This window comes from Speluncibacter jeojiensis (assembly GCF_029589495.1).
Taxonomy (GTDB): Bacteria; Actinomycetota; Actinomycetes; order Mycobacteriales; family Mycobacteriaceae; genus Speluncibacter; species Speluncibacter jeojiensis.
Genome location: NZ_JAAIVF010000005.1, coordinates 301,874 through 320,492, shown reverse-complemented (window position 1 = coordinate 320,492; position 18,619 = coordinate 301,874). Strand labels below are relative to the sequence as shown.

General features: G+C 72.5%; 20 protein-coding genes and 1 pseudogene. 9 read left to right on the top strand and 12 right to left on the bottom strand.

Annotated features, from left to right (window positions below; all coding sequences use genetic code 11):
• Positions 1–28 precede the first annotated feature (28 nt).
• A pseudogene (locus G4X40_RS16665) lies at positions 29–229 on the top strand (DUF2530 domain-containing protein); the annotation flags it as partial.
• Here the strand turns inward: G4X40_RS16665 and G4X40_RS16660 are convergent.
• From G4X40_RS16660 to G4X40_RS16635, 6 genes are all read right to left on the bottom strand, one after another.
• Positions 158–1,372, bottom strand: a complete 1,215-nt coding sequence (locus G4X40_RS16660) for a phosphatase PAP2 family protein (RefSeq protein WP_408642238.1) — start codon at positions 1,370–1,372, stop codon at positions 158–160. The pseudogene G4X40_RS16665 and the gene G4X40_RS16660 overlap by 72 nt on opposite strands.
• 180 nt (positions 1,373–1,552) lie before the next feature.
• The gene (locus G4X40_RS16655) at positions 1,553–2,539 is read right to left on the bottom strand and encodes a hypothetical protein (RefSeq protein ID WP_277834057.1); all 987 of its coding nucleotides are present in this window, start codon (positions 2,537–2,539) and stop codon (positions 1,553–1,555) included.
• A gap of 4 nt (positions 2,540–2,543) precedes the next feature.
• A complete protein-coding gene (locus tag G4X40_RS16650) occupies positions 2,544–2,936 on the bottom strand; it encodes a GntR family transcriptional regulator (RefSeq protein ID WP_277834055.1) in 393 nt (130 codons plus the stop codon).
• Positions 2,937–2,954: 18 nt separating this feature from the next.
• Positions 2,955–3,113, bottom strand: a complete 159-nt coding sequence (locus G4X40_RS16645) for a hypothetical protein (protein WP_277834054.1) — start codon at positions 3,111–3,113, stop codon at positions 2,955–2,957.
• A complete protein-coding gene (locus G4X40_RS16640) occupies positions 3,103–5,901 on the bottom strand; it encodes a sacsin N-terminal ATP-binding-like domain-containing protein (protein WP_277834053.1) in 2,799 nt (932 codons plus the stop codon). Before G4X40_RS16640 ends, G4X40_RS16645 begins: the two co-directional genes overlap by 11 nt.
• Entirely contained in the window at positions 5,898–6,833 is a 936-nt protein-coding gene (locus tag G4X40_RS16635) for a DUF3027 domain-containing protein (protein ID WP_408642227.1), read from the bottom strand. Before G4X40_RS16635 ends, G4X40_RS16640 begins: the two co-directional genes overlap by 4 nt.
• A 102-nt stretch (positions 6,834–6,935) precedes the next feature.
• On the opposite strand from G4X40_RS16635, the gene G4X40_RS16630 reads away from it, so the two are divergent.
• Entirely contained in the window at positions 6,936–8,723 is a 1,788-nt protein-coding gene (locus tag G4X40_RS16630) for an MFS transporter (protein WP_277834052.1), read from the top strand.
• A complete protein-coding gene (locus G4X40_RS16625) occupies positions 8,720–9,235 on the top strand; it encodes a DUF2771 family protein (protein WP_277834050.1) in 516 nt (171 codons plus the stop codon). The genes G4X40_RS16630 and G4X40_RS16625 overlap by 4 nt, the downstream gene beginning before the upstream one ends.
• Before the next feature lie 94 nt (positions 9,236–9,329).
• Here the strand turns inward: G4X40_RS16625 and G4X40_RS16620 are convergent, their stop codons facing one another.
• Positions 9,330–9,737: a cold-shock protein gene (locus G4X40_RS16620; protein WP_277834182.1), complete on the bottom strand. Its 408-nt coding sequence runs from the start codon at positions 9,735–9,737 to the stop codon at positions 9,330–9,332.
• Positions 9,738–9,914: 177 nt separating this feature from the next.
• Here G4X40_RS16620 and G4X40_RS16615 point away from each other — a divergent pair, with 177 nt between their 5' ends.
• Positions 9,915–10,169, top strand: a complete 255-nt coding sequence (locus G4X40_RS16615) for a hypothetical protein (RefSeq protein ID WP_277834048.1) — start codon at positions 9,915–9,917, stop codon at positions 10,167–10,169.
• A 53-nt stretch (positions 10,170–10,222) separates the two neighbouring features.
• A complete protein-coding gene (locus G4X40_RS16610) occupies positions 10,223–10,630 on the top strand; it encodes a YccF domain-containing protein (RefSeq protein WP_277834045.1) in 408 nt (135 codons plus the stop codon).
• Between the two features lie 4 nt (positions 10,631–10,634).
• Here G4X40_RS16610 and G4X40_RS16605 read toward each other — a convergent pair whose 3' ends face one another.
• Complete coding sequence (locus tag G4X40_RS16605) at positions 10,635–11,738, bottom strand: ATP-binding cassette domain-containing protein (protein WP_277834043.1); 1,104 nt, start codon at positions 11,736–11,738, stop codon at positions 10,635–10,637.
• A gap of 104 nt (positions 11,739–11,842) precedes the next feature.
• Between G4X40_RS16605 and moaA the strand changes: the two genes are divergently transcribed.
• The 3 genes from moaA to G4X40_RS16590 all read left to right on the top strand — a co-directional run bounded on the left by moaA (position 11,843) and on the right by G4X40_RS16590 (position 14,391).
• Positions 11,843–12,916: a GTP 3',8-cyclase MoaA gene (gene moaA, locus G4X40_RS16600; protein WP_277834041.1), complete on the top strand. Its 1,074-nt coding sequence runs from the start codon at positions 11,843–11,845 to the stop codon at positions 12,914–12,916.
• Position 12,917: 1 nt separating this feature from the next.
• Positions 12,918–13,232 carry a MoaD/ThiS family protein gene (locus G4X40_RS16595; protein ID WP_277834039.1) on the top strand — a complete coding sequence of 105 codons (315 nt, stop codon included), beginning with the start codon at positions 12,918–12,920 and terminating at the stop codon, positions 13,230–13,232.
• A gap of 511 nt (positions 13,233–13,743) precedes the next feature.
• Positions 13,744–14,391 carry a transglycosylase family protein gene (locus tag G4X40_RS16590; RefSeq protein WP_277834037.1) on the top strand — a complete coding sequence of 216 codons (648 nt, stop codon included), beginning with the start codon at positions 13,744–13,746 and terminating at the stop codon, positions 14,389–14,391.
• A gap of 186 nt (positions 14,392–14,577) precedes the next feature.
• Here G4X40_RS16590 and G4X40_RS16585 read toward each other — a convergent pair whose 3' ends face one another.
• The 4 genes from G4X40_RS16585 to G4X40_RS16570 are packed head-to-tail and all read right to left on the bottom strand — an operon-like array spanning position 14,578 to position 16,227.
• Positions 14,578–15,012: a molybdenum cofactor biosynthesis protein MoaE gene (locus G4X40_RS16585; RefSeq protein WP_277834035.1), complete on the bottom strand. Its 435-nt coding sequence runs from the start codon at positions 15,010–15,012 to the stop codon at positions 14,578–14,580.
• Positions 15,009–15,509 carry a MogA/MoaB family molybdenum cofactor biosynthesis protein gene (locus G4X40_RS16580; protein WP_277834032.1) on the bottom strand — a complete coding sequence of 167 codons (501 nt, stop codon included), beginning with the start codon at positions 15,507–15,509 and terminating at the stop codon, positions 15,009–15,011. Before G4X40_RS16580 ends, G4X40_RS16585 begins: the two co-directional genes overlap by 4 nt.
• On the bottom strand, positions 15,506–16,027 hold the full coding sequence (gene moaC, locus G4X40_RS16575) for a cyclic pyranopterin monophosphate synthase MoaC (protein ID WP_277834031.1): 522 nt from the start codon (positions 16,025–16,027) through the stop codon (positions 15,506–15,508). Before moaC ends, G4X40_RS16580 begins: the two co-directional genes overlap by 4 nt.
• A gap of 11 nt (positions 16,028–16,038) precedes the next feature.
• Positions 16,039–16,227 (bottom strand): hypothetical protein, encoded by a 189-nt coding sequence (locus G4X40_RS16570; protein ID WP_277834028.1) that lies wholly within the window; start codon positions 16,225–16,227, stop codon positions 16,039–16,041.
• Positions 16,228–16,286: 59 nt separating this feature from the next.
• Here G4X40_RS16570 and G4X40_RS16565 point away from each other — a divergent pair, with 59 nt between their 5' ends.
• Complete coding sequence (locus tag G4X40_RS16565) at positions 16,287–18,596, top strand: helicase-associated domain-containing protein (RefSeq protein ID WP_277834026.1); 2,310 nt, start codon at positions 16,287–16,289, stop codon at positions 18,594–18,596.
• Positions 18,597–18,619 lie beyond the last annotated feature (23 nt).

Genomic DNA, 18,619 nt, shown 5'->3' with positions numbered 1-18,619 from the left:
GGACCGCGGCCCCGGTAACCTGCTCGTCGTGAGCGAAGACGGCACAGATCACACGACCACCCGTCAGGCGCCGCCGCTCCCCGCACGCCTGACCGATCCCCGGCCCGTGGTCGCCGCCGGAACGCTCGCCTGGGTGGTCGCTACCGTGGCGATCCTGCTATCCGGGTCGCGCTGGGATTCCCTGCTGTCGACCTGCTACGCCGGGATCGTCATCGGCGGCCTGGGCTATCTGATCTTCATGATCCAGCGTCGCGCGGTCCGATTGGGCCGGCGCGGCGCCCAGAAGGGCATCGACTGACCGGGGGTGCGCCCGGCGGTCGAGGGCACGGCGTTCGAGTCGGCTGATCACCACCAGCACGATGGCGGCCGTCGCCCACCCGAGCAGGATGTCGAACACGTAGTGCTCGCCCGCATAGACCAGCGTGAAGGCCATGGTCAGCGCGTAGGCGGCCAGCAGCGGACGCCAGCGACGGCGCACCCGGGTCCACAGGAACACCGCCACCATCGCCGACAACGCCGCGTGCAGCGAGGGGATCGCGGCGACCTGGTTGACGCCGGCCTGTCCCTCGTCGAGCAACGCGCTCGCCGCGTGCAGGTGCAGTACGTCGAAGCCCCGCGTCGAGAGCCGCTCCACATACGAGTGCGCACCCGGTTGCAGTGCGTGCATCGCCCCGAGCAGTCCGTCGCCGGGGGCGCTGCCCGCCGCCGCGGACATGCAGTCCGGGTTCGAGGGTCCGCCGGCGACCTGCGCGGCTGTGCAGCGCGCCGCCGCCCAGGGCGGGGCCGCCGGGACGATCGCGTAGACGATCAGCGACACGAACGACAGGGTCACGAACCGGACGACGAACGCGCGCCAGTCCGCGCGGTTGCGCAGCCACAGCACCCCAGCGACCACGTACGGGAGGATGAAGAACGACATGTAGACGGTGCTGATGATCACCTCCCACCAGGGCGGCTGCGGTAGTTTCAGGTGTTCCTGCAGCCACACCGTCGGCTCGTGGCCGAAGAACAGCCAGCGGTCCACCGCCGGCTGGACAGTCCACAGCGTGGGGCGTCCGATGAGCGTGGCGGCGCCTCGGCTGAGGTCGTAGACGATGAGGATCAGCGCGAACGGCAGCCAGTCGCGCACCACCAGCAGCACCCGGCGCCGGCCGATGCTCGCGGCGATCAGCCCGGTGCAGATGTACAGCAGCAGCAATTCCCGGTTGAACGCCAAACCCGTTGTCCACGTGCGGAACACCACCACGGCGAGCCAGATCCCGAGGGCGGTCCACCGGACTGCCGTGAGCCGTCGGCGACGGCGCTGCGCCGCAGCCACCGCCGCAGGCTCGACGGTCTCCGACTGCCGAGGAGACGGTCCGGTCCGGGTCACGGTCACCGGTCGCCACCTCCCGTCGTCGGTCGGCCGGCCACCGTCCGCGTCTCATCGGAACCCGGGTGGCGCCGATTCGTTCAGACTAGGGACGGGCACCGGGAGCGCGCTGTCATTCGGCTGCAAACTGTCTGTCAGTGTGGCCCGCCGGGTCTCGCCCTGTCGGCACGAAAGCTGCCGTCAGGGCGAGACCCGCCGCTCGGCCAGTGTGTTCAGCAGCGCCGCGGCCTCCCCTGCCCGATCGACGGTGACGACCAGTCCGCGACCACCGGTGCGGCGCACCTCCAGCGCCGGCCCCTTGCGCAGGACCACCCCCGGACGCCCGTCGCGTCCCATCCGCAGCCCGTAGCCGCCATAGTCGCGCAATGCCCGCACCTGCGTCTCGTGGGCGGACTCGACCTCGTCCAGCGGCACCGACAGCCGCGGCGCCCCGAACACGCCGACGCACCGGAGTCCGCGACGGTCCACCGTCACCCGCCAGTACGAGGCACCGACGACGATCACCCCCGCGACGATCCCGACCGGAACGGCGGCAGCAGCAGCACCTCCGGTGAACAGCGGCACCAGAACCAGCGCACCGGTCAGCGCGATGCCCAGCCACAGCATCGGTGCGCTCGCCGCGATGCCCGTCCACATCGCCGACTCGCCCTGCGCCAGCGTGGCTCTGGGCGCGTCCGGGTCGACCGGACCCTCGGCGGGCAGCTTCGGATCCGCCCCGACCGCGAGCGCGGCGGCGGTGCCGGAGACCAGTGCGATCAACAGAACCAGCAGCATCTGCAGGACGGTCGGCGACGGCGCGCGCAACGCGTCGTCGAGGCCGAGTTGCCCGTGGGTCAGCGTCAGCATCAGCGCGCAGATCATCGCGGTGACGCCGACCCCGAAGCCCGCGGCGAGCCTGCGCCCGAGCGCACCCGCGCCCGCCCACAGCCCGATCACGGTGAACAGCACCGCCAGGACCAGCACGACCACGATGAACGGCACGACGAGACCGGCCCGGGTGCCGGTGGCGTCGACCCCGCCGGAGCCCCAATGGGTGGCGACCCGGCTCGGCAGCCGGTCCGACCACGACGAGATCAGCGCGAGCGAGATCGCGAGGAACACCAGCGGCACACCCGCCGTGAGCAGAACCAGCCGGCCCAGGTGCGGGATCGAACGGATGCGGGACATCGGATCAGCGACCTTTCGATTCGGTGTGTGCGCGGGGGTCGGTGTGGTCGCGCAGCAACGCGGCCACCGCCTCGCCCGACAGTCCGAGGCGCTGCGCCTCGTCGGCGACGACGCCCAGGGCATCCCGCAGGCGGCCGTAGTCGCGGTCGTCGCCCCGACCTGCCCGCGCGATCACCGCGCCGCGGCCCCGGCGCAGCTCGACGAGACCCTCCTCGCGCAGCTGGTGATACGCCTTGAGCACGGTGTGCAGGTTCACCTCGAGGGCCTCGGCCACCTCGCGGGCCGACGGCAGCCGCTCACCCGGTCGCAACTCGTCCCGGACGACGGCCGCGCGCACCGAATCGGCCAACTGCCGATACAGCGGCACCTCGGACCGGTGGTCGACGCGCAACAGCATGCCCCCGACTTTACTGTTCTAGTTCAGATAGAACAACTGGATTCTTCGTCGGAGCTCGGCGTCCGGCTCGCCCGGCGGTCGGGAGCCCCCGAGGTGTGGGATCACCTCGAACACCGCCGTGAGCACGGGCATCCGGTGCTCGACGACCCAGCCGGTCACCGCGTCGTCAACGACCACTACGCGGTCGCACCCAGCCCGGCGTGCAGTGCGTGACACCGTCGGGCTCGACCCACCAGCCGATCTCGTGCTCCGTCGCGGGCGCCCCGGCCTCGTCCCGGCGCACCCGGACGACGAGCCGGTCGTGGACGACGACGGTTCCCGAGGGCAGCTCCCGTCCGAGCTGGACCGCTGCGAGCACGGCGCCGGGTTCCCTGTCCCACGTGCTCGTGCGGCCGTGCGAGATCACCTCGACGACCAGCGCGTTCGACGCGAGCGGCAGGTCGAGCAGCTCGGCCAGCGCCGAGGCGGTGGCGAGGTCGCCGAGCACCAGCCGGTCGGCCGGGACCACCTCGCCGAACCACGGCAGGTCCAGGACCAGCGCGGTCTCCGGTTCGGCGACCGCCGCGTCGAGCGCGCGCACCCGCTCCGGCGGGGTGACCTCAAGCGGGTCGAGCGCGCCGGCGTCGACCGCCGCCGCCAGCCGGCGATGGGTGTCGGCCACCACCGCGGGCGCCGGGGTGCGGTCCGGATCGGCGAGCCGGTCGACCAGCAACTGCGCCAGCGCGGGCGAGTCGACGCGGTCGCCGGCCACCACCGCGGTCAGTGCGGACGCCGCCGGGTGGTCGAGCAGGTCGAGCAGTCCGGCGAACGCACCGCCATCGGATCGGTGCAGTCCCAGCGGCACACCCTGCAGCAGCGCGTGCCGGCGCAGCCACCAGCAGGTGTATCCGTCCCGGTCCGCCAGCGCCTCCCGGATCTGCGGGTCGGCGGCCAGCAGGTCGAGCGCGCGCGCCCACCGCGCGTCGTCGACCAGGTCCAGGTCGCGGACCGCGACGACGGTCTCGGGCTCGTGGGTCAGACCCTCCCACCATTGCTCCTCGTCGGCGAGGTCGTGGTCGGGTCCGGTGGGCAACTCGGCCCGCAGCACCGTGAAACCCCACCCCACCCCGACCGCCCGCAGCGCGTCGCGGCCGTATCGGTCGACCGCCGCCTGCGCCGCCGCGGCGAACGGCGCATCGTCCGCCAGCACCTCGGCCAGCGGGGCGCCCGGCAGCAGCAGCTCATCCGCGGCCCGCAGCTCCCCCGTGGTGTCGGGCAGCAGCAGCGCGCCCAGCCACTCAGGGGCCCGATAGCCGGACCCCGCCGCCGCCACCAGGGCCAGCACCGCATCGGCCAGTCGCCCGGCGGCGTCCTCGACCGGGTCGTCTCCGGCGAAGTCGTGTTCGAGGTCGTCTGTCGCCGCCCGGATAGCCGGATCCTCCACCAGGTCGGCGGCGGTGGCGGTCGCCGCGCCGAGGCGCGCCAGCAGCGGATGGGCGGCGGCCGGGTGGACCAGCCGCAGCCACGGCAGCGGCGGCGTCTGCGCCGGCAGGTCGACGCCGAGCAGCGCGGTGCGGGGACCGGTGACCGTGCGGCCGTCCGACAACGGCACCGGCAACGCGGCCAGTTCCTCCGCCGCGACCGCGTCCACCACCAGCGGTTCGAGCGCGTCGTACAGCCGTCCCCACCACTGCGGTGAACGCTCGACGGCGGCCAGTTCCTCGGTCAGCCGGGCGGGTCCGAACACGCGGACGCCGACCTGTGCGAGCACCGTCGCGTGGGCCGTGGCCGACACCTCCGGCGCGGCCAGGCCCGGCAGCACGTCGGCGAGCAGTTCCGCGAGCTCGTCCGTCAGCCCGGGGACCAGCACGGCCGCGTCACCGGCGAGGTCGGGGCCGTCCGCAGCCGGCAGCCACGGTGTCGTGCGCAACGCCGCGAACACCGCCTCGCGCAGCAGCCCGTCGACCTCTCCGCGGGCGAACCCCGCCTGCGGCACGAGCACGACTCGGTCCGAACGCGGCAGCGCCGCAAGCAGATCCGGATACGACCGCGCGAGACCACCCAGCGGGGCACCCGGCAGCACGCGGCGACGATCGGGCTGCATCGGGACGTCCGCGATCAGCACCGCCGGCAGCGACAGCTCCTCGTCGGAGGCGGTCGGCGCCCGCAGCACGTCGTGACCGACAGGTCGAACACGGTCGTGCTCGATGGGCACCAGCCAGCGCGCGCCGGGGCCTGCATGCTCGAACCAGCGCCGACCGCCGATGCGGTGCTCCACCAGACCTTCCGGACCCGCGGCCGAGATCCGCTCCACCATGGCATCGCCGACCGAGATGCGCTGCAGCGCGGGAAGTTCCAACAGCAGATCCGCTGTCTGCCGGCGCAGGGCGTCGAGCAATTCGCGGCCACCCACATCCGGCCGCAGCCACAACACCACCTCGGTGTCGCCCTCGGCGGGCGGTTCGGGCGCCGGCCAGGCGAGCCGCAGCGTCGGCGTGCCCTCGCGCGGCAGCGTTAGACCCGCCTCCGCGAGCGCCCGCGCTGTCTCCTCCGCGGAGAACCGCACCGAACCGGTGCTCGAGCGGACCTCCACCAGATCGGCCACCGCCAGCACCGCGGTGAACCCGACGCCGAACCGTCCCACCCCGCCGGTCTTTCCGGAGGCGCGCAGCGCACACAGCGCCTCGACGCCCGACCGGTCCAGCGGCGCACCGGTATTGGCCACGTGGATTCGCTCGCGGCCGCCCTGGTCGTCCGATGCGAGGTCGCGGTCGAGCCAGACGGTGAGGGCACCGGGTCGGTCCGCGCGCTGGGCCGCGTCGGCGGCGTTCTGCGCGAGCTCGGTCCACACCCGGTCGCGGTACCCGCCGCGGACCAGATCCGCCTCGGTCGCGGCGTCCTCACGCAGCCGGGTGGGCGACGCCAGCCAGGCTTGCAGCGTCGCGGCGCGCAGCGACTCCGTACCGAACGGGTCGCGTGGGCTCATTCGGCCGACTGCGTGGACTCCGACGCTTCGGCCGTGTCAGAGGTTTCGGTCACCTCGGGGGCTTCGTCGCCTTCCGGGCTCTCGACGGCAGCCTCTTCAGTGACGGCCTCTTCAGTGATCGCAGCTTCCACCTCGGCCGGCGCCGGCAGCACGACCTCCTCGAGTGCCCCGTCGTCGTACGGCGCGAAGGCCGGCGACCCGGCGCCGTGCGGAAGCATGGTGTCCGAGTGTGCACCGCAGCCGTATTCGGCGTAGACGACCTGCCCGTCGGCGGCCATCTCGTTGCCGCACACGCCGAAGGCCGTGCGCAGCGACCCGGCCAGCGGCAGATAGAAGCCGCACAGCGCGCAGATCGACGGCGCCGACCGAGCCATGTCCGACTCGGGCCCGTGCGCGCCGCCGTACCAGCGCTGCGCGGCATCGAGGCGACCGTCGAGGCTCATCACCTGCTTGCGCCCCAGGCCGACCTCGCGGGCCATCTCGTCGACCACCGGGTCTCCGTTGGCCACATACCCGGGCACCAGCCGCGGGTCCTGCGGGGCCGGCGGCAGCAGATCACCGGGGCCGAGGTCGCCGGGCCGCACCCGCTCGTCCCACGGCAGCCACTCCGGCGCGGTCAACGCATCCGCACCCGGCAGCAGCGCGAGTTCGCTGACCGTGACCCGATCGGATCCCGGGACGGTCGCGACCACCGCGACCCACTCCCACCCGCGGTAGCCGGGCAACTCCGCGGCGAACCGGTGCGTCGCCGAGAACTCGTCCTCGGCGCGCACACCCAGATGCGCACCGACGACTCCCTCGTCGAGATCGACCAGGGCGGCCCGGGCGAGGTCCACGGCACTTGCGAGCGTGGGCTGCACGGTCCGGCCGGCGCCGTCGGCACCGGAGGTCGCATCGACTTCATGGGCGTCAAGTGCGTTCACGACGTCCATCTTGCCGTATCAGCGCAAATGCCCGGCACGCCCGGTCGGCTGTGTCCAACACCCCCGGGTCGGCTGTGGCCGAATGGCTCGCACCTGGGGAAGAATCGAGCCGTGACCGATCCGAACATTCCGGGCGAACGCCGCGGCACTCCCGCGCGCGGTGGGCACCCACTGCCCGGCGCACGCGCGTCGTCCGCCGACGAACCGGTCACCCAGCACCCCCGCCATCCGGGATTCGCCAACTACCCCTACCCCGAGGAGACCCCCGCGGACACCCCGACCGGCCGACCCGTCGACCACCACCCGATCGACCCGCATCCGGGCACCCACAGCGCGCACAGCTCCCGTCGACTGCCGCCGCTGAACGGCCCCGGCACCGGACACGGCGGCGCCCACCTCGGCCCGGGACACGGCGCCGGGGGGCACCCGGCCGACGGCGCCAACGGACCGCACCGGCCACCGCGGATGCCCCGCAAGATCACCGTCACCCGCGTCGCCGCGATGCGCAGCCGGGAGCTGACCCGGCAGGGCATCGCCACGTTCCACCGGGCCGCCACCGCCGACGGCGCGGGCAAGTCCGGGCTGACCGCACTGATCTACGCCTACATGGCGAACTTCGCCTGCGACGCCGCGTTGGCGGTCGCACTCGCGAACACACTGTTCTTCTCGGCGGCCACCGGCGAGAGCAAGTCGAAGGTCGCCCTGTACCTGCTGATCACCCTGGCCCCGTTCGCGGTCATCGCGCCGCTGATCGGCCCGGCGCTGGACCGGCTGCAACGCGGTCGACGTCTGGCGCTGGCGGCGTCGTTCGTGGTGCGGATCGGCCTGGCGGTCGTGCTGGCGCTCAACTTCAACTCGTGGGTGCTCTACCCGGCCGCACTGGGCATGCTGGTGATGAGCAAGTCGTTCGGCGTGCTCAAATCCGCCATGACCCCGCGCGTGCTGCCGCCGGAGATGGATCTGGTGCGGGTCAACTCACGGCTGCAGATCTTCGGCCTGCTCGGCGGCACGACCGTCGCGGGCGCCATCGCGGGGGCCATCGCGCTGCTCACAGGTTCGGCGGGCGCGCTGTGGTTCACCGCGCTGCTCGCCGCGGGCGGCGCCTATCTGAGCATGCGCATCCCGTCCTGGGTCGAGGTGACCGAGGGCGAGGTCCCCGCGACGTTGAGCTACCACGGCCACCAGACCGCCACCGGGCAAGAGGACCTGGCCCATCGCCCCAAGTCGGCGACGTCGGGCCGGCTGCGTCAACCGCTGGGCCGCACGATCATCGTCAGCCTGTGGGGCACCGCGACCATCAAGATGCTGATCGGGTTCCTCTTTCTCTACGTCCCCTTCGTCGCGAAGGCACACACCGACAAGGAGGGTCTGGTCCAGCTGGCCATGGCCGGCGCGATCGGCGCCGCGGCAGGCATCGGCAACATCGCCGGCAACGCACTGGGCGCCCGGCTCAAGCTCGGCCGGCCGGGGATGGTGGTGCTGCGGTGCACCATCGCGGCCACGGCGGTCGCCGCCCTCGCCGCCGGAACCCACACGATGATCACCGTTGCCGTCGCGGCCCTGATCGCCAACATCGCCAGCGCACTGGCGAAGGTGTCGCTCGACGCGTCGATCCAGAACGATCTGCCCGACGAGTCCAGGGCCTCGGCCTTCGGGCGGTCCGAGACGGTCCTTCAGCTCAGCTGGGTCTTCGGCGGCGCACTCGGCGTGCTGCTGCCCACCGAGTATTGGATCGGATTCACCGTGATCTCGGTGTTGCTTACCATCGGACTCGTGCAAACCATCCTGAGCTATCGCGGATACTCCGTACTGCCCGGTCTCGGCAGCAGCCACCGGCCCCGTCAGGCCGCCCCCGAGGGCAACGTCACGTCCGGCGCGTCCGCGGAGAACGTGCGATGAGCCGCCCGGCGAGCGGCAAGACGATCCTGTTGCGGCTGGGCGGGGCGGCCGTGCTCGCCATCGTGCTGATCGTCGTCGGGGTACTGGTCGTCAACGCGAACACCACCACCCCGCCGCCGCAGATCACGTTCTATGCGAACGGCAAGTCGGTCCAGGCCGGGCCGGTCAAGTACTGCTCGATCAAGGTGACCGACTGCGTCTCCGGCACCAAGGCGCACCTCGACGTGCCGACCGGCTCTCCGGTGCAGATCTCGCTGCCCAAGGAGATCTCGCGGGCGCCGTGGACGATGACGCTCGAATACCTCGGCCCGGGAATGCGCTCGGAGTACGAACTGCGCACCTTCGCCCCCAACGACCGCACCGCGGTCGCCGTGGGCGGCGCGGGCGAGCACCGCCAGCTGCTGACGGTCGAGATCAACCTCCCGTCGTCGGTGGTGAACCCCCAGGGTGAGCCGTTCTCGCGCGCCTACTGGGCGCTCGACACCACCCCGGCCGGCCTGCTGCGCCGCTGAACCGCACCGCGAACACGACTGTGGCCTCCTCCCCGGAACGGGAGGAGGCCACAGTCGTGTGTCGGCCGGCCTGAGTGAAGGCCGGCGCGCAATCTCAGGAATCGAGCTCGCGGGCCACCGCCCGGACCACCTCGGAGATGCGTCGCGCGGTCTGACGATCCGGGTACTTGCCCTTGCGCAGGTCGGGCTGCACCTTCGCCTCGAGCAGCGTGATCATGTCCTCGACCATGCCGTGCAGCTCGTCGGGAGTGTGCTTCTTCGCGGCCGCTTCCTTACGGGCACCCTGGCGCACCGACGGGGTGGGGTCGAGCACCGTCACGCTCAGCGCCTGCGGACCGCGTCGCCCCGCGGCCATGCCGAACTCGACGCGCTGACCGGCCTTGAGCCCCTCGACTCCGGCAGGCAGGGCCGGCGCGCGGACGTACACGTCCTCGCCGCCCTCTTGGGAGAGAAAGCCGAAGCCCTTCTCGACGTCGTACCACTTCACCCTGCCGGTCGGCACCGTGCTCACCTGCTCATCGCTTGACTGGGAATCTGCTGACTACGTTGCCGTGCACCCGGCGAACGCCCGCTGCACGACGAACGCGCCCCGCTCTCGCAGGGCGCGAACCCTGCCGAGTCTAACCCGCTCAGGTGAGCCTCACATCCGGTGCGGCCGCCCGCGGACTACCGTGAAGGGGTGTCACACGAGGTACCTGCCGCAACCCCCATCGCACAGCCGTCCCCGGCCCGCAAGCCCGGCGCGATCCTGATGGGGGTGGCGGTCGTCGCCTTCTTCGTCGGCATCGCCTCGATCGCCGCGGTGTTCCTGATCCCCGCCCTCGGCGGCGGCGAGCCCGATCTCACGCTCTACCTGCTCTCCATGCTGTGCCCGCTCGGACTGGTGCTCGGCGTCGTCGCCGCGCTGGTCTCGGGCCGTCGCGCACGCGAGTAGTCCAGTCGGGGCAACACCGGAAAAACCCGCCCGGATCTGCGTAGGCTGGGCCCGTGCGGATCCTCCTGAACGTCATCTGGCTCGTGTTCGGCGGGCTGTGGCTGGCGCTCGGCTACGTCGTGGCGGGCGTGATCTGCTGTGTGCTGATCATCACCATCCCGTTCGGGATCGCGTCGTTCCGCATCGCGGCCTATGCGCTGTGGCCCTTCGGTTCCACGGTCGTCAGCAAGCCCGGCACCCGCCCCGGTGCGTTGATCGGCAACATCATCTGGCTGATCTTCGCCGGCATCTGGCTCGCCCTCGGCCACATCGTCACCGCCTGCGTCCAGGCGATCACGATCATCGGCATCCCGCTGGCCGTCGCCAACCTCAAGATGGTGCCGATTTCGCTGGTCCCTCTGGGCAAGGAGATCGTGCCGGTCGACCAGCAGGGCCTCTACCCGCCGGCGCCCCGGTACTGACGCACTAGCCCGCCGGGAAGATCTCGACGGCGTCCGGATCCACCACGAACACCGCCTCGGCCCCGACTTCCAGCGCCAACTCCCGCGCCGCCGCCGGGCCGAGTTCGGCGATCAGTTCACGCCGATCGTCGTGACTTCCCCGCACCCGGATCCGGGCGCCGTACGCCTGCAGGCGAGCCACCCGCACGGGGATACCCGGCATCCCGTCCTGCGCCCGGCGCACCGTCACCGCCCGGGGCGCGAACACCGCGACCGCCGGGTCGCCCGCGCCGAGGTCCGCGGCGACCGCGCCACCGATCTGTGCACCGGCCTCGGTCCTCATCGCCAGTGCCGGTCGCCGCGCCGGATCGGCTTCGACCGCGGTGCCGAAGAGCAGATTCGTCCCGGCGAGGTCGGCCGCGAACAGGCTCCGCGACTCGGCCAGCACTCCCGTCGGCGTGCCGGCGTCGACGACCATTCCGTTCTCCATGACCACCGCGCGATCGGCCAACGCCAGACCGTCGACGAACTCCGCGCTGGCGATCACCGTCGAGGTCGACCGGGCCGCATCCGCCCGCCGACGCAGCAGCCGCCGCAGCGCGGCGCGGACCGGGGCGACATCCGCGGGCTCGAGCCCGCCGAACGGGTCGTCGAGCAGCAGCACGCGCGGCTCCTCCGCGAACGCACGGGTCAGCGCCACCACCCGCGCCTGCGCCGCGGTCAGCTTGCGGGGCCGGCGCCGGACCAGGTCGGCCATGTCCGCCGCGCCGAGCCACTCGAGCGCCACCCGCGCGGCCTCCGTCGCCGACGATCCGCGACTGCGCGGTCCGTATTCGACGTTCTCCCGGACCGTCAGGCTCGTGTAGAGGACCGGGCGCTGGGGCATCAGGGCGATCGGCCGGCCGGTCACGGCCACGTCGACCGATGCGGCGCTGTCGAACAACACCGCATCCGCGAGCGTGACCTCACCGCGGTCCGGGGTGACCGTGCCGGCGATCATCGCCAGGACACTCGACTTGCCGGCGCCCTCCGGCCCCAGCAGCGCCAGTACCTCACCCCGGGAGACGTCGAAGCCGGCATCGATGCCACGCTCGACGAGCTGCGCCCGTATCTTCAGCCACTCGCTCACGCCGCTGCAGTCCCTCCGCGTCCGGGTTCCGGCGCACTCCGGACACCCACTGCGCAAGCATCCTAGGGCCCGCGTTCAGCCGGCACCGTGACTACGCTGGGGGCATGACTCAGGTCGCGCTCGGGATACCCGCCGTCGCAGGTCAGATACCACCGGAGGTCGACGAGAACGACGACCGCTTCGCCTCCGGGCCGCTGCTCGACACCTACGGCCGGGTCGCCACCGACCTGCGCATCTCACTGACCGACCGGTGCAACCTGCGCTGCACCTATTGCATGCCGGCCGAGGGGCTCGACTGGATGCCCACCGAGCAACTGCTCACCGCCGACGAGATCGCCCGGCTGATGCGGGTCGCGGTCGTCGACCTCGGCGTCGAGGAGATCCGCTTCACCGGCGGCGAGCCGCTGCTGCGCAAGGACCTGCCCCAGATCGTCGCGGCGGCCGCGGCGCTCGACCCCCGGCCCGACATCTCGCTGACCACCAACGGGCTGGGCCTGACCCGCCGGGCCGGACAGTTGCGCGCGGCCGGGCTGGACCGGGTCAACGTCTCGCTCGACACCATCGACCGCGTCGAGTTCCAGTCCATCACCCGACGTGACCGGATCGACGACGTGTTCGCCGGGCTGCGCGCGGCGCACGACGCGGGCCTGGCACCGATCAAGGTGAACGCAGTGCTGCGCCCGGGGTGCAACGACGACGACGCGCCGGATCTGCTGCAGTTCTGTCTGGACCACAACTTCGAGTTGCGCATCATCGAGCAGATGCCGCTCGACGCCGGCCACGACTGGCGGCGGTCGGACATGATCACCGCCGAACGGGCCCGGGAGTTGCTGTCGCGGCGGTTCACGCTGACCCCCGAGCCGACGCCCCGCGGGTCGGCGCCGGCCCAGCGCTGGCTGGTCGACGGTGGTCCGGCCACGGTCGGCATCATCGCGTCGGTCACCGAGCCGTTCTGCGCGGCGTGCGACCGCACCCGGCTCACCGCGGACGGTCAGATCCGCAACTGTCTCTTCGCACGCGAGGAAACCGATCTGCGGTCGTTGCTCCGGTCCGGCGCCTCCGACGCCGCGATCGCGCGGCGTTGGCGGGCCGCGATGTGGTCCAAGCGCGCCGGGCACGGGATCGGCGACCCGGACTTCACCCAGCCCGGCCGGCCGATGAGCGCGATCGGAGGATGAGATGACCACACCTTCCGGCAACGTCCCCGCCGTCGACGGCACGGTCGCCGAAGCCGACCCCGGAACCGGGTCGGTCACCGTCCGATTCTTCGCCGCGGCGGCCGCCGCGGCGCAGACGGATGAGGAGTCCTGGCCGGTATCGGACGGGGCAACGGTCGACACCCTGGTCGCCCGACTCGGCGCCGGCCGCCGGGAATTGGCCCGCGTGCTCGCCCGCTGCTCGTATCTGTGCGACGGAATTGCCGTGCGCGACACCGGAAAGCGCCTGATTCCCGGGTGCACGATCGACGTGTTGCCGCCCTTCGCGGGCGGGTGAAACGGCGCGCCACAGGCAAGGCACAACCCTTGACCAACCCGTGACATACGTCACATAACGACCCGATAACAGAGACGCAACGGAACGTAATTTCCCCGCTCTGACCTGCCACTTTCGCGGACTCCACCGACATCTCGGGCAAATCACCCGCTGCCGACCGGCAGCAACGAAAGATGTGACTGGCCGACCCCCGCCGATTACCGTCAGTCGCGGTCGAAAAACTTCGACCGCCACCGGCCCGCCGCGCCAAACCTCGTCCCGCGGGTACCGGATACCGACGATCCACCCAGGGACGGGGACGGGGGACCCAAAGGTCCTCCAGGAAGACGGCAAGCCTCTCGGGGCGACCGCCACTTCCGGCCGGACACCGGGCTCGTGTCGCGCAAGCGGCATGAACCCTTGGGGTGAAGCCAGACCCGCTCATGCCACGAGCGGCGAGGCCGGGCGACCTCTCAGCCCGAACCCGACAGCTGACCTCGCAGGCGCGTGCGGAGAGGGACGAAGACTTCACATGAGCGGACGCCATCGCAAGCCCAGTACCACCGGCTCCACCGTCGCCAAGGTCGCCGTCACCGGCGTCGTGATCGGCGGGGCCTCGGTGGCCTTCGCCGGCACCGCCAACGCCGCGACCGACTCCCAGTGGGACCGCGTCGCGCAGTGCGAGTCGGGCGGCAACTGGGGCATCAACACCGGCAACGGCTACCAGGGCGGCCTGCAGTTCTCGCAGAGCACCTGGGCGGCCTACGGCGGCACCAAGTACGCGCAGTCGGCCAACGACGCCACCAAGGACCAGCAGATCGCCGTCGCCGAGAAGGTGCTGGCCGGTCAGGGCAAGGGCGCCTGGCCCGTCTGCGGCACCGGCCTCGGCGCCGCCAGCGAGCGCGACGTCCCCACCGACGCCGTCAACGAGATCCCCGCCGCCCCGGTCCAGCAGGCCGCCCCCGAGGCCCCCGCCCCCGCACCGGCTCCCGCCGTCGACCAGGCCGGCTCGGTCCTGCAGAAGGCGTTCGACATCGCCAAGCAGCACGGCATCAAGGTCGATCCGACCGTCATCCAGGGCGTCGACAACGCGCTTGCCGCGGCCTCCGATCACGGGGTGCACGTCGACCCGAGCGCCGTCTCGATCTTCCAGGCCAACAAGGACGCACTCGCCAAGTAGCGAGTTCGCGACGACCTCCGTCGCACTCCCTCATCCCGCCGAAGGACCCCGCATCGCCGAGACGATGCGGGGTCCTTCGTATGTACGTCGTGTGTGCCGAGGGGCGACCAAGAACCCTCGTCCGGCGCTCCCGGGGCCCGTCAGGGGCGCGTCAGGGGCGCGTAATCGCCATCGCCGAACGCACCGTCAGGCGCTGCCGACCCATTCATCCGTGCCGTCGGCGAAGAGCTGGTGCTTCCACACCGGAAGTTGCGCCTTGACCTCGTCGACCAGTCGCGCGCAGGTCTCGAATGCGGCGCGTCGATGGTCGGCCGCCACCGCGCACACCAGTGCGGGGTCGCCGATCTCCAGGTGGCCGATGCGGTGACTGACGGAGACGGCCCGCACGCCCGGCGAGGTCGAGGCCACCTCCGCGGCGATCCGGGCGATCACCTCCCCCGCCCTCGGGTGGGCCGAATAGTCCAGCGCCCGAACGGATCGCCCGCCGTCGTGATCTCGCACCACGCCGGAGAACCCGACGACCGCGCCGGCCGACTCGTGCGCGACCAGTTCCTCGTGCTCGACGAGGCTGATCGGGTCCTCGGTCACGTCCGCGCGCAGCACCGTCGCCTCCGCGCTCACCGGTGATCACCCCCGGCGATCTGGTCCAACGCATGGTCGAGCACGTCGGCGAGCACCGAGAGCCCGTCGCGCACACCGCCGGTCGAGCCGGGCAGGTTCACGATCAGGGTGCGGCCGCACACGCCGGCGAGGCCGCGGGAGAGCACCGCCGTCGGCACCGCGGGCAGCCCGGAGCGCCGGATCGCGTCGGCCAGCCCGGAGATCTCGAAGTCGAGCAGCGGCGCGGTCTCCTCCGGGGTCCGGTCGGTCGGGGTGATGCCGGTGCCGCCGGTGGTGAGCACCAGGTGCGCCCCGCCGTCGACGGCCATCCGCAGCGCCTCACCGACCGCCTCACCGTCGACGACGACGATCGGCCCGGTGACCGCGAAGCCGCGCTCGTGCAGCCACCCGGCGATCAGAGGTCCGGTCCGGTCCGGGTACAGCCCGCCCGCGGCACGCGTCGAGGCCACCACGACGGTGGCGCGGCGCCGGGCCGGCTCGGCAGGCCGAGCGGTCATGTCCGCCTCCAGGATCCGGTCTTGCCGCCTTCCTTGGCGACCACCCGGACCTGGTCCATCTGCGCCTGCGGATCGACCGCCTTGACCATGTCGTGCAGGGTCAGCCCGGCGACCGCGACGGCCGTCAGCGCCTCCATCTCCACGCCGGTCCGGTCGGCGGTGCGCACCGTGGCGGTCACCTCCACCGCGTCGGTGTGCAGCGCGAACTCGACCCGCACCCCGGAGATGGCGATGGGATGGCACAGCGGGATCAGCTCGGGGGTCCGCTTGGCGGCCATGATCCCGGCGATCCGCGCGGTCGCCAGCGCGTCGCCCTTGGGCAATCCGCCCTCGGCCAGCAGCGTGATCACCTGCGCTGTGGTCCGGAAGACACCGACGGCGACGGCCTCGCGGGCCGTCACCGTCTTCGCTGTCACGTCCACCATCTGGGCGCGACCGTGTTCGTCGAGATGGGTGAGCTCCGAAGTCGGCCGCCCCTCGGAACTGCCGGGGAGCACCACGCCGTCGGAGCCGCTCATGTCGTCCGTCCTCAGCGGTTGACGACCGTGACCGGGTGCACGTACGGCAGTTCGTCCTGCGGCAGCGGGAAGGCGGTGGTCTCGCCGAACGGCGACAACGAACCCGAACGGGTGGAGGAGAGTTCGGTCACGGCGTGCTCGCCGTCGCCGATCTCCGGCCAGCCATTGTCGACGTACTGGTTGCTCTTGTTATTGGCCACGCCGTCATTTTGACAGCACGCCGCATCACCTGCCACTCCAGGTGCCTAATCTTGTAGTGATGACGTCCACCACCGCCCTCGCGGGCCACGCCGGTACGGGCGGCACCGGCCTCGCCGACTGGTTACGTGGGCGGTCCGATGCCGAACTCGCCGATCTGCTGCGCGCCCGGCCCGACCTCGCCCTGCAGCCACCGGCCAACGCCTCGGTGCTCGCCGCCCGGGCCGAACAGCGCGCCTCGGTGCAGCGCGCCGCCGACGATCTGGACACCCTCGCGCTGACCGTGATCGAGGCGCTGACCGCCGCCCGCGCCTATGAACAGCCGGTGCCGCGTGCCGCGGTCCTGGCCGCGTTCGGTGGTCGCGCCGCCGACGACGCGATCGACCGGCGGATCGCGCAGTTGCGCCGGCTCGCGCTGGTCTGGGGCGACGACGATCTGCAGCTGGTCACCACCGCCGCGGACACGCTGCCGTGGCGCACCGGGCTGTTGGCGCCGCCGGACGACGACGAGCAGTCGGCCGAACAGATCCGGGAACGGGTCGCCGAGTTGACGCCCGCCGAACGCACGCTGCTCGACACGCTCGCCCAGGGGTCGCCCATCGGGCGGACCCGGGACGCGGGGCGCGGCACCCCCGCCGACCGGCCGGTCCAGCGGTTGCTCGCCGCCGGGTTGCTGGTCTGGATCGACGACCAGACCGTGGAACTGCCGCACCGCGTCCGCCGGATCCTGCTCGGCCACGACCCGGACGCCGGCCGCGACCTGGACGAGCCGGTCGTCGAGACCTCCCGGCACAAGACCGCGGACATCGACGCCGCCGCGGCAGGCGAGGCGCTGGAACTGTTGCGGCAGGGCGCGAACGTGCTCGCCGCGCTGGGCGTGGTCCCGGCTCCCGGACTGCGCGCCGGCGGGCTGGGCGTGCGAGAGCTGCGCCGGATCGCGAAGACCACCGGGCTCACCGAGACCCGGGTCGGCTTCGTCGTCGAAGTGCTCCACGCCGCCGGGCTCGTCGCGCTCGGACAACCCGATCCTCCCCCGCCCGTCGACACCGGCGACGACTGCTGGACCCCGACCCCGGCCGCCGATCTGTGGCTGCACCAGCCGCCCGCGCCGCGGTGGGACCAACTGGCGACCGCCTGGCTCACGCTGCCGCGGCGGCCCTGGATGATCGGACGGCGCGATGCGTCGGACAAACCGGTGGCCGCCCTGTCCGAGGAGGTGCGCGCGCCGGCCGCCGAGTCGGAGCGGCGCACGGTCCTGCAGCAGCTCGCCGCGCTGCGCGCGGGGCATGCGACGACCGCGGCGAGCCTGATCCGGATCCTGCAGTGGCGCAACCCCAGACGGGCCGCACGGATCGCCCCGGTCATCGTCGAGCAGACCCTCGCCGAGGCGACCGCGGTCGGGCTGGTCGCGCACGGCGCACTGTCCGGCCCGGGCCGCGCGCTGCTCGGCGGGGCCGACGTGACGGCCGCGATGGAGGCCGCCCTGCCCGAGCCGGTCGACCACGTCCTGGTGCAGGCGGACCTGACGGTGCTCGCGCCGGGGCCGCTGGTGCCCGCCCTGCAGGACCGCATGGATCTGGTCGCCGACGTCGAGTCGGCCGGCACCGCGACGGTGTTCCGGATCAGCGAGGGCAGCATCCGGCGGGCACTCGACGCCGGACTGACCGGGGCCGAGATCCAGACGCTGTTCGCGACGCACTCGCGCACCCCGGTGCCGCAGTCGCTCAGCTACCTGATCGACGACGTCGCCCGCCGCCACGGCCGGCTGCGGGCCGGGGTCGCGTCGTCGTTCGTGCGCTCGGAGGACCCGGCGCTGCTCGCCGAGGTGATGGCCTCGCCGGTCGCGCAGCACCTGGCGCTGCGCGCGCTCGCACCGACGGTCGCGGTGTCGCCGGCCCCGCTGGCCGAGGTGCTCGAGCAGCTCCGCGCCTCCGGTCACGCCGCCGCCGGCGAGGACTCCTCCGGCGCGCTCGTCGACCTGCGTCCGCGCGGGTCACGGGTGCACCCGCGTCGCCAGTCGGCCCGGCGCACCCCCGGCCGCATTCCAGCCGCGCTGCGCGACGAGCAACTCGACGACGTGGTGGCACGCATCCGCGCCGGCGACCGCGCGGCCACCGCCAACCGGTCCGAGACCGTCCGCGCCGACGGGTCGCGCAACGGAGGCGCCGCGGCGGTTGCGCTGCTGAACCTGGCGGTCCGCGAGCGGCGCAGCGTCTCACTCGGCTACGTCGACGACAAGGGCACCGCCACCGACCGTATCGTCGTGCCGATCGGCGTCGGCGGCGGCCACCTCGACGCACTCGACCCGGTCACCGGCACGATGCGGCAGTTCACGCTGCACCGGGTGACGTCGGTCGCGCTCGTCGACTGACCGCGACCTCGCCACCGGTGGAT